This window comes from Gilliamella sp. A7 (assembly GCF_002142015.1).
In the GTDB taxonomy this organism is placed as follows: domain Bacteria; phylum Pseudomonadota; class Gammaproteobacteria; order Enterobacterales; family Orbaceae; genus Gilliamella; species Gilliamella apis_A.
Genome location: NZ_NASN01000068.1, coordinates 1 through 10,630, shown reverse-complemented (window position 1 = coordinate 10,630; position 10,630 = coordinate 1). Strand labels below are relative to the sequence as shown.

Annotated in this window: 12 protein-coding genes; 6 read left to right on the top strand and 6 right to left on the bottom strand. The window is 31.9% G+C overall.

Annotated elements, in window-relative coordinates:
- Positions 1–26: 26 nt before the first annotated feature.
- Positions 27–419, bottom strand: coding sequence for an Lrp/AsnC family transcriptional regulator (locus B6D18_RS11550; protein WP_086364585.1), 393 nt, complete (start codon positions 417–419; stop codon positions 27–29).
- 105 nt (positions 420–524) lie between these two features.
- Here B6D18_RS11550 and B6D18_RS11545 point away from each other — a divergent pair, with 105 nt between their 5' ends.
- From B6D18_RS11545 to B6D18_RS11530, 4 genes are all read left to right on the top strand, one after another.
- Positions 525–1,076, top strand: a complete 552-nt coding sequence (locus B6D18_RS11545; RefSeq protein WP_086364584.1) for a cysteine hydrolase family protein — start codon at positions 525–527, stop codon at positions 1,074–1,076.
- A 418-nt stretch (positions 1,077–1,494) separates the two neighbouring features.
- On the top strand, positions 1,495–2,085 hold the full coding sequence (locus B6D18_RS11540) for a DUF4291 domain-containing protein (protein WP_086364583.1): 591 nt from the start codon (positions 1,495–1,497) through the stop codon (positions 2,083–2,085).
- Positions 2,086–2,350: 265 nt separating this feature from the next.
- On the top strand, positions 2,351–3,292 hold the full coding sequence (locus B6D18_RS11535; protein ID WP_086364582.1) for a zinc-dependent alcohol dehydrogenase family protein: 942 nt from the start codon (positions 2,351–2,353) through the stop codon (positions 3,290–3,292).
- Between the two features lie 267 nt (positions 3,293–3,559).
- A complete protein-coding gene (locus B6D18_RS11530) occupies positions 3,560–4,435 on the top strand; it encodes a DUF4261 domain-containing protein (RefSeq protein WP_086364581.1) in 876 nt (291 codons plus the stop codon).
- A gap of 68 nt (positions 4,436–4,503) precedes the next feature.
- Here the strand turns inward: B6D18_RS11530 and B6D18_RS11525 are convergent, their stop codons facing one another.
- From B6D18_RS11525 to B6D18_RS11515, 3 genes are all read right to left on the bottom strand, one after another.
- A complete protein-coding gene (locus B6D18_RS11525) occupies positions 4,504–4,920 on the bottom strand; it encodes a DoxX family protein (RefSeq protein WP_086364580.1) in 417 nt (138 codons plus the stop codon).
- A 253-nt stretch (positions 4,921–5,173) separates the two neighbouring features.
- Positions 5,174–6,007 (bottom strand): phosphoenolpyruvate hydrolase family protein, encoded by an 834-nt coding sequence (locus B6D18_RS11520; protein WP_086364579.1) that lies wholly within the window; start codon positions 6,005–6,007, stop codon positions 5,174–5,176.
- A gap of 16 nt (positions 6,008–6,023) precedes the next feature.
- The gene (locus B6D18_RS11515) at positions 6,024–7,235 is read right to left on the bottom strand and encodes a Tm-1-like ATP-binding domain-containing protein (protein ID WP_086364578.1); all 1,212 of its coding nucleotides are present in this window, start codon (positions 7,233–7,235) and stop codon (positions 6,024–6,026) included.
- 201 nt (positions 7,236–7,436) lie between these two features.
- Here B6D18_RS11515 and B6D18_RS11510 point away from each other — a divergent pair, with 201 nt between their 5' ends.
- On the top strand, positions 7,437–8,081 hold the full coding sequence (locus B6D18_RS11510) for a TetR/AcrR family transcriptional regulator (RefSeq protein ID WP_086364577.1): 645 nt from the start codon (positions 7,437–7,439) through the stop codon (positions 8,079–8,081).
- Between the two features lie 604 nt (positions 8,082–8,685).
- Here the strand turns inward: B6D18_RS11510 and B6D18_RS11505 are convergent.
- Entirely contained in the window at positions 8,686–9,084 is a 399-nt protein-coding gene (locus B6D18_RS11505; protein WP_086364576.1) for a cell division inhibitor SulA, read from the bottom strand.
- A 105-nt stretch (positions 9,085–9,189) separates the two neighbouring features.
- Positions 9,190–9,567, bottom strand: coding sequence for a fluoride efflux transporter CrcB (crcB, locus tag B6D18_RS11500; RefSeq protein WP_086364575.1), 378 nt, complete (start codon positions 9,565–9,567; stop codon positions 9,190–9,192).
- A gap of 194 nt (positions 9,568–9,761) precedes the next feature.
- Here crcB and B6D18_RS11495 point away from each other — a divergent pair, with 194 nt between their 5' ends.
- Positions 9,762–10,370: a riboflavin synthase subunit alpha gene (locus B6D18_RS11495; protein ID WP_086364574.1), complete on the top strand. Its 609-nt coding sequence runs from the start codon at positions 9,762–9,764 to the stop codon at positions 10,368–10,370.
- Positions 10,371–10,630: the final 260 nt, after the last annotated feature.

Here is a 10,630-nt window from a genome sequence, read left to right as displayed (position 1 = left end):
TGTTTAAATAGCAGAAATAGATTAAATTATAAAATTTGTTTTAATTTATGGCTGACCTTATATCGACCAAAACCTGAGATTTTTGTTAAGAAAGCATCCAATGCATCATTTTCAAAACAGCTAACAATCATATAACAACCGTCACCTGTAATCTTATAAAACTCAGAAACTTCATTAACAGATTTTACTAATTTTTCAAAAGATTCAAATTGATTTGAGTTCATGTAAATAGTGATAAATTGTAATTGATGTTTTGGTTCTTTAATTGTGAACTGTTCTATAATATGACTATTTAGCAACTCTTGTACACGTTGCCCCACAGCTTGACTTGATAAGAATACCTTCTCGCCGATCTCGCGCCACGATTGCCGACTATTTTGTCTTAATTCATTTAAGATAGCGTGATCTTTTTTATCCATATTTTCAATTTGAAAGCAAACCGAAATTTATTACTTCAATTCGCTATGTTAATTAAAGGTAGTTGATAGCAAGATAATAACACAGTTTTTATAGAGGAGAGCTATATGACTCAAGCATTAATGATTATCGATGTGCAAAATGACTACTTTGCCGATGGGAAATATCCCTTAAACAATACCGTTCAAACATTAAAAAATACGTTAAAATTACAAAAATATTTTCGGCAAAAGCAGTTACCCATTATCTATATACAGCATATAAACCAAGATGATAATGCTATTTTCTTTGTTAAAAATAGTCATGGTTGTCAGTTACATCCTAAATTACTTCCTATTCAAGAACATAATGAATTTGTGATTGAAAAGGCTTATCCGAATAGTTTTTATCAAACACAATTACAGCAGAAGTTAAAGCAAGCAGAAATAACCCAGCTGGTCATTTGTGGCATGATGAGTCATATGTGTGTTGATTCTACAACTCGTTGTGCATATGAACTCAATTACCAACCAATTTTAATTCATGATGCTTGTACTACCCGTGATCTTGAATTTAACGGTAATATTATTTCATCGTCAGATGTTCATAATAGCTTTATGTCGGCATTGATGCGATTTGCAACAGTAATGAATATTGAATCATTCATTGAAACAAATTAATAAGTTAAAATACTTTTTCTTAATTTTTGAGGATTAATAAAAAATCCTCATTTTTTGACATAAATATTTATCCGTGATAATCCTAACTGAAAGGAATTTTGTTATAGCTAGTTTTATAAATTGGATTTTATATGGAGCATCCAGCTAATTATAGTGATAGTTACATTTTTGTCTGGCTATATATGGTTCCACTTTTTTGAGGCTTTTATGCGTTTTCAGTGGTTATTTGGTTAATCTTTTGCTTTATGTATTCTTGCAAGTCTTTTTTAAAAAGGATTGTATTCGTTTTCGAATATTTTAGGTATCAATTCAAACTTTTGATCTTAGCCGATTATTTGTGTCAATTAGTACCGTTTGCTTCGTTTGCCTGTTGCTGGTCATAGAGAAAGAGAGATAGAAATATTTTGCGAGGAATTACATGAAACAAAGAGAAATAAGAGCAGTATTTGATGAAGAAACAATAACAGTTTATCAAGCATACAGGAAAGAGATAGCTTTATCGGCAATAAAAGCTCAAACATTTGTGCCACCATTCAAAATAGAGAGAATGACATGGATTAAACCTTCTTTTCTCTGGATGATGTATCGATCAGGATGGGCACAAAAAGAGGGGCAAGAACATATTTTAGCTATTAAATTAAAACGCGAAGGTTTTGAATGGGCTTTAAAACAGGCATGTTTATCCACTTTCAACAATTCTGTTTACCGTAATCATTCAATTTGGCAAGAACAATTAAGCAAAACTCCTGTACGTGTACAATGGGACCCAGAAAAAAATATTCGACTTGAAAATTTGGATTTCAAATCTATACAAATTGGTTTAAAAAATGAAGCGATTAAAAAGTATGTTGAAGATTGGATTATTCAAATTGACGACATTACTGACTATGTAAAGTCAATTCATCAATTTATTATTAATAATCAAATAGAAAAAGCAAGCGAAATGCTGCCTATTGAAAAAATTTATCCTTTACCGGATTCAATAAAATGTATAATAAATGCTGATTGAAACTAATCAGTTTTCTAATTGTTATATTTTTTTAAGATTGAAATTATGCCATTTTTGATGGCAAGGAATACTTATAAGATAATTTAAGTTTGGTTTATATAGGAGTTTGTTGGTAAATAATGAATATTAAGTCAACTCATGAAATGTGCATCAAATATAAGTAAAATTTTAAAAAGTCATTTTTTTGTCATTAACATGAGCAAAATAAAATGACCAAATGATAAAAACTTCAATGAAAAATGACCTTGAATATGGATATAGATAATTGAATCGAGCATTATTTTATAGAAAATTTGGACTACCAGAACAAGTATTGACACTTGAATATTCAAATAAACCCTTTTTAAAAGAAAATTACATTAGAGTTCAAATGCTATATGCACCAATTAATGCCTCAGATCTTATTCCAATTACTGGCGCTTACCAGCATCGTATCACACTGCCGCAAATTGCTGGTTATGAAGGTGTCGGTAGAGTTATACAAGCTCCACTATCTTATCAACGTCTAATTGGAAAACGAGTTCTACCATTAAGGGGAGAAGGCACGTGGCAACATTTCGTTGACTCACCAGCAGAATTTGCTATTGAAGTTCCCGATTCAATTAGTGATATTACGGCTGCCAGAGCCTATATTAACCCAGTTGCAGCATGGTTAATGCTGAAACATTATTCGCCACAAGGAAAGCATATTTTAGTTACTGCCGCGGGATCGGATTGCGCAAAATTGTTATGTAACTGGGCAATAAAATTTGCAGCTTTATCTGTTACAGTTATCTGTCGTTCTGATAATCATGCTCAATATTATAATAAACATACAATTAAACATATAAAGCAAGATGATAAGCAAACTATCGAATATTTTGCCAGACAAGCTGATATTGTTTTTGATGCTGTTGGTGGTGAGCTTGCCGAAACAATTTTGGCGCATATGCCAGAGTCAAGTGAATTTGTCTCTTATGGTCTGCTTTCAGGTACTTTTTTTCAACCTAAAAAGCGATTACCAAAAGTTCATTGGTTTCATATTCGTCACTATTTAAAGCAAATAAGTCAAAATCAGTGGCTAAAGATGTTTGATGATATATGGCCCATACTAGATGCAAATGATTTAAATGTAGCAAATTTATTTGAATTTAATGATTGGCAAGCGGCGATAAAAAATTATAGACAACCCTATAGAAACAATAAACCATTATTAATATTTGATTAAACCATCGATGTTATAATAATTATTGATTAGGATGATTTAAATATTTATGCCATTTACCCAAGCCGCAAATTGTTACCACTTAGAACGCGATGTTTGATTGATTTTTTAATTATTGAATTAGAAAATTTACAATGGTAAAAAATAATAAATAAAATATTTACTTAATATAGGCAAGTAGATAATATTGGTTAAGTTTTAGAGCTTATTATTACTGTAAAATGCACTAAATTTGATTTAATTTAAAATAGTTGTCACAAGGAATATAAAATGGGTATATTTTCTCGTTTTTTTGGTAAAAAAACAGAATCAAAGCAGGTGAATAATTCGATTGTTCCAAATCCTGATATTGAAAGTGCTGTTAGCTTAAGTATTGTGTTTAGAGGTGCTCTTAATATTGATAACGATCAATTATTAACAAAACTTAAATCGATTGATCCAACTATAAAGGATATTCGATATGAAATACCATTTGGACAACTTGAAGAAGGTATGTGTATTTTAGTGAGTTGGGGTAAACATATTATTAGAGTATTTGGTCTCAATGCGCCTTATCCTAAAGCTGTATTAGAAGCATGTGTTACTCCAGCTAGTTATAGTCAAGAAATAAAACAACAAGTTTATGCAAGTGATAGTCATTTATTATTATATTATGTTGGCCATGAACAAGATGTTTTAGAGCAGTACTTAGCTTTAACTCTTTTAGCTGCATCCTTTGAACAATTTAATGCGTTAGCAGTAATTAATGAAGATGCTCATACTTCATTGCCAGTTAACTTTATTAATTCACTAGCTTCGGAAAAAGATGGTTTAACCACTTTAGGTGAATGTTTGCCTTTATTGTTTTGTGGTTTTGTTAAATATGAAATAGAAAATATTAAAGGGATTTGGATGCGCACTTATGGTGCTAATAAATTTGGTTTACCTAATTTTGCTGCATTAGCCAATAGTTATGAGGAAAGTGAGTATTATTTTGACATGTTTAGTAACATTTTAAATTATTTGCGACAAAGTCAAGCGACAATGAATCCTGGTGATACCATGGAAATGGGTGATAATCGTATGATGTCATTACGAGCGCCTCAAGAAGATGAATATTTCTTAAAAGATCAGGGTGATCTTTTAGTAATTGAAATTAATAACTAATTACAACTATTAAAGTTTTAGGAAAGGTAATAAATAATTAGCTCTACCTTTCCTAAATACCTAGCATTTTATTGTTGAATCGTTTGTGGATATTTCTTACCTGCTAAAACACTAAATCGTCCCGTATCTAATAATGCCAAACTAAAAGCGGTTAATGACATAAAAGCTGGATATTCCCAACCGCCACCAGGATTAGTAAATGACCAACCATTAGTCCAATGTACAATAGTTATTATTGCTAGCTGAAAAAAAGCAATCAGCGCTACTGCACGGGTTAAAATACCGAGTAGTAACAGTGCGCCGCCGCCAATTTCAAAAACGATAACGATATAAGAAAAAAAACCGGGAAAGCCAAGAGTATGAAAATACTCAGAAGTACCTTCTGGGGTAAGAACAAGTAGTTTGGTAAAACCATGGGCTAAAAACATCATACCTAAAGCAATTCGTAATACAAATGCAGCTACATCAGTTTGATATTCTTTCATTTTTGTTTTCCTATATTAAGTTAGCAAAATAACAATAATGAAACTCATAAAGATTTCTTACAAACGTTATTACTTTTTTAAAACATAGGATACAGCAATTAAGATTGTCTCACAGTTAACAATCAATAGTAAAGTAATAGACAATTATCATCAATTTTTATAACTGAAAATTAAGATGGTATAAGTATAATTTGCTTATGTTTGAGAATAGAAAAATAGCAGTGCGACGAGTCGTCGCACCGTTATTGCTTACTTATTGTTGGTGTCGAATAGACTTAAATCTTTCTGTTGTCTGAGTTAATGCTGTTTCTGTAGGTAAACGTTCCATTGAACTTGCGCCGTAAAAACCATTACAATCAGGACAATTTTGTAAAATATATTCTGCATCTTCAGGGGATGAAATAGGTCCGCCATGGCAAAGTATAATAATATCTGGACGAATCGCTTTAGCTGCTTTAGCCCATTGATTGATTAAAGGAACACAATCCGCAAGTTTTAATGCGGTTTGGGCGCCAATGCTACCACCGGTAGTTAAGCCCATATGTGGAACTAAAATATCCGCACCAGCTTTGGTCATATCAATAGCATCTTGCTCACTAAATACATATGGTGTAGTTAGCAGATCTTTTTCATGTGCTTTGCGAATCATCTCAACTTCTAACGCATAGCCCATACCTGTTTCTTCGAGGTTAGCTCTAAAATTACCATCAATTAAACCGACAGTTGGGAAGTTTTGTACGCCAGCAAATCCGGTAGCTTTAATCTGATCTAAAAACTGATCAAATTGACAGAAAGGATCGGTGCCATTTACGCCGGCTAAAACAGGAGTATGTTTTACAACCGGTAATACTTCTTTAGCCATATCCATAACAATTTCATTGGCATTGCCATAAGCTAATAAACCGGCTAGTGATCCGCGACCCGCCATACGATAACGGCCAGAATTGTAAATTACAATCAGATCAATACCACCAGCTTCTTCGCATTTCGCCGATAATCCTGTACCCGCTCCTCCACCGATGATTGGTTGACCTTTAGCAATCATATCATGGAATTTTTTTAATAATTGAGCACGTTTACTACTCATAATTTTCTCCATTACTTTATTTAATTATATTTTTAAATTCGTTAATAACTAAATTACAAAATTCAGGTGAATTAATATGATGCGAAGTTTTTATTAATCGTCGTTTTTCAGTTTGAATAAAGACTTTTTCAAACTCATCTATGAAAGCTTGATCTGCTTGCGGTGACCAAAAATCCCCATTTTCAATATCAAGTGCAGAAAAACCACTTTCAGGAATAATAAAAACGACTTCACCTTGACATTTATTTAATTTAGTCGCGATCCAATTTGCCATGATTTTATTCTCTTCTGGCGTGGTTCGCATTAAAGTAACTTGTGGATTATGAGGATAAAACAGACGATCTTGATATTTTTCAGGAATAGTATCCGGACTACCAAAATTAACCATATCAAGGGCGCCACATGATCCGATATATGGAACTTGGCTTCTTGCGATGGCTTCAAATCGGTCATCATCACAAGCAAGTACTCCATCAAATAAATGATCACAAACTTCAGTTGTAGTGATATCAAGTACACCTTTCAATAGATGGCTATCAGCTAATTTTTCCATTGCTTTACCGCCACTACCCGTTGCATGAAAAACTAAACAATCATATTTATCATTTAATTTTGCTGAAAGTGATTGAACACATGGGGTAGTAACTCCAAACATGGTTAATCCAATTGCTGGTTTATCTTCGACTTGTTCTTGAGTTTTAAATAGTACTGAACCAGCGATAGAATTAGCCGCATTGGCAAGTACTTTTCTAGATATAACATTTACGCCAGCAATATCTGTAACGGAATAGAGCATTGCAATATCGCTTGCACCAATATATCCCGATATATCGCCTGAAGCCATGGTCGAAACCATCAACTTTGGTACGCCAATAGGTAGCGCCTGCATAGCTGGCGTGATTAACGCTGTACCACCTGAACCGCCTAAACCGAGGATAGCATCAACATCATTTTGCGCTAATAAAAATTGTTTAAATGCATTAGCCATTGCAACGATAGCCTTTCCTCTATCAATATCAAAAACAGCTTTTTCACCATCGGTGTGATATTTAGCAACAGTACTAGCGCTAATATCGGCAATGTGATTAAAAGAATGTGGTTGCTTAGTGGAGATATCGACTATTTTACTTTCAACATTTCTTTTACTAAGTAAATGTTTGATGTAAACAATCTCTTCTCCTTTTGTGTCTAGTGTCGCGACCAAGTAAACCATGTTATGCGATGCCATTTATTTCTCCTTAAACAGATAAAATAGAATTCGATACTTCTTACTCAACTATCAGCGATTACTACTTTGCTAATTATAAGCTAAAAATGAGACTTTAGTCTCATTTTTTTAAATTTTTTTTAAAAATTTTTTTAATATTATAGTTATGTTAAAAAAAGTTGTATAATTTACAAAAGTTTACTAATTGGCAATAAATAAAATATGAATATAGATAGCTTAATGATTTCTAACAAATATTCTGGGGCCAAAAAAAGAACTTACGATCGTCTTATCGAAACTGCGATCGAGGCTTTAGAGCAGGGTGAGGAGTTATCTATCACCGAGTTATCAGATAGAGCTGGTATTTCTAGAGCAACTGCTTATCGTTATTTTCCAACTAAAACTGATTTAATATCTGCGGTTGTTGAGCGGTCACTTAGTCCGATATTTTTATGGCAATCAGATAAAGAAAATGTCGAAGATCGAATAAAGGATTTTTTAGCATTTGCGTTTCCACAAATGTTAAAACATGAAGGAACATTACGTGCAGCTTTAAGCCTTTCTTTGAAACAATGGGCAAATGAACGTTCACAACTTACAGAAAAGACCAAAAAACTTGTGCGAGGCAATCGTAAGGAAATTCTTTCCAATCTATTACAACCACTCAAAGAGCAGTTATCAGATGAGCTTTTTGATAAAGTCATCTACTCAATTTCAATCATATATGGTTCTGAAATATTCATGGTATTAAAAGATATTTGGAACTTTGATAATGAGCAAGTGATCGATCTTTCACAATGGATTGTTAAAGCTATTATTAATCAAGCTAAACAAGAAGCACGAGATGAATTGATTATCGAACCTTGATTACAGCTAAATTAACCAACTTTTTTAACTACATTATAACCTATAATTTTAACTAAAAAATTAATTTGTATTTAAAATACAGAAAGTTAAGTTATAAAATTCTAATCTATCTATCAAGTAAAAATAAGTTTAATACAATCTAATGCATAATTTACCGCTTTTTTGTATCTATATTTAAACTCGTATCAATTTAATCTTAACTAAGTAATAAGTGCAGTGTTTTATTAGGTCCGTTTAAAAACATTTTTAACTGCAGTATTTAATTCATCAATAACTTCAAAATTTTGTAGAGCGATCCGCCATGATTTTCTCAAATTAGAAGTAATATCATATTGCCAACCTTTTGATCGAGGTACTGTTATTCGAGGGGTGAAAAGTGATTAATAATTTAATCTGCTATTTATAAACTTTATAGATGCTTGCTTATACTTTCGCTGCAGTTAAAACTTTAGTTTATTACATGATTTAAAGTTAATGATAGAACACTAAATAAAAAAGACACTACTATATTAAATAGTGTCTTTTTATAATAACTGATGTTAATAAAGAAAATAATTAAATTTTATGCCAAATACTCTTTATATTTGAAAGGTTAATTTTCAAATCAGTGGTATTTAACAGCTTGCTGACTTTGTTCATCGTGAACTAAGAATAAACAAGTATCGCTGGTTAAAACAGCTTGTTCTATACGTTGTTTATCTTGCTCATTAAGATCGTTAATACAAGCTACCACATAACTACAGGTTTTACTTTGTAATGCCTTTTCTATAGTCGAGATTAAATTATTATTAGTTAAGTTAGCTAAATGTACGACTTTTTGTTTATCAAGCCCGGCAACATTTACCCATGAACGTTTTAACATTGGACGATCTGATAGCCATAATTGCCATTTTTTTTCTTTATTGAACGAACGTAATAAAGGTCTCTGCTGTTGCAACACTTGTTGAAAAGGTGTTTCAAAATTGATAGCCATAAGTTGTGGTGATGAATGTTCAATAAGCATAATAACCTCTATACTGTTTACTTATACAGTGTATATTAATACAGTATTTCGAGGTTGTAAATACCATTTTGATCATTTTTTAGATTATTATGGTGTAATTTATCTTCATGAGCGAAAATACTGATAGGTCAAAACGCCTAAAAACGTCATTAATACTGAACCTACAACATGAATAGCGATGGTAGTTAATCCCCAACCAATACGGCCTTCTTGAAGAAAATTAACAATCTCAGCTGAAAAGGTCGAGAAAGTTGAAAGTCCACCACAAAAACCAGTAATTATTAATAATCGCCATTCAGAAGATAGGGTAGAGTGATTAAAAAAGGCAATGGCGAAACCAATGATATAGCCAGCGATTAAATTGGAAACTAATGTTCCTAACGGAATAGTAAAAGCAATCACATTTAACTTTAACGATAAAAACCAGCGTAATAAACCACCAGCAACTGAACCGACCGAAATTGCTAAAATAAGTTTTAACATAAATGGAAAACCTTTAAATCATAAATTAACCATGATCATATCAGTAGACTAATAAATTGGGTATCTTTTTACTGAGTAAATTATTTCATTTATCAGGCAGTCTAACCAAAATCATTTGATTATAATCATTATTATTTTTTATTGGTTTGCGCTAAAATAGCTGCTAATAATGATGAATTATAAAGGTTATAACAATGTTTACAGGAATCGTTCAAGGTGTTGGTCAAATTATTGATATCATCGATCAAGATAAATTACGTACTTATAAGGTAAAATTACCAGCAAAATTAACACCGCATATTGAAATTGGTGCATCCATTGCTAACGACGGATGTTGTTTAACCGTGACCGATTTTAACGATGATTGGGTTACTTTTGATATTATGCAAGAAACATTAGCCTTAACAACCCTTGGCAGTAAAAAGTTAAATGATTTGGTAAATATTGAACGAAGTGCTAAATACGGCGATGAAATTGGTGGTCATGTAATGTCTGGGCATGTCTCTTGCCGTGCCACCATTATTGACATCCAGAAAACAGCAACTAACTGTCAAATGACGTTAGCCATACCAGAAAAGTTTATGAAGTATGTTTTATACAAAGGTTTTATTGGTATAGATGGCGCAAGTTTAACAGTGGGAGAAGTTAAAGATAATCAATTTAACATCCATCTAATTCCTGAAACATTAGCAATTACCACATTAGATAGTAAAAAGATTGGTGATGAGGTAAATATTGAAATTGATTCACAAACTCAAGCTATTGTTGATACAGTTGAAAGGGTATTAGCAGCGAAAAATTAAAGTTAATCAAGGATGAATTTTTAAGAGTTAAATGAAAAAAAATCATAAAAAAAGCCATAATTGTTCTATTTATTATCTTTATTATCGAACTGGTAACGATTAACCATCTTTACCTTGCTTTAAAATCTACATTAGAAATCAATGATAATATTGTTCCAATATTACTCTTTCTCTACGATGTTGTGTTCTATAGGATGAGTCTATTTATTCTTATTAATTTCATTTAGCTGTTGTAACTATCCTCTAAAATAGTACATAAA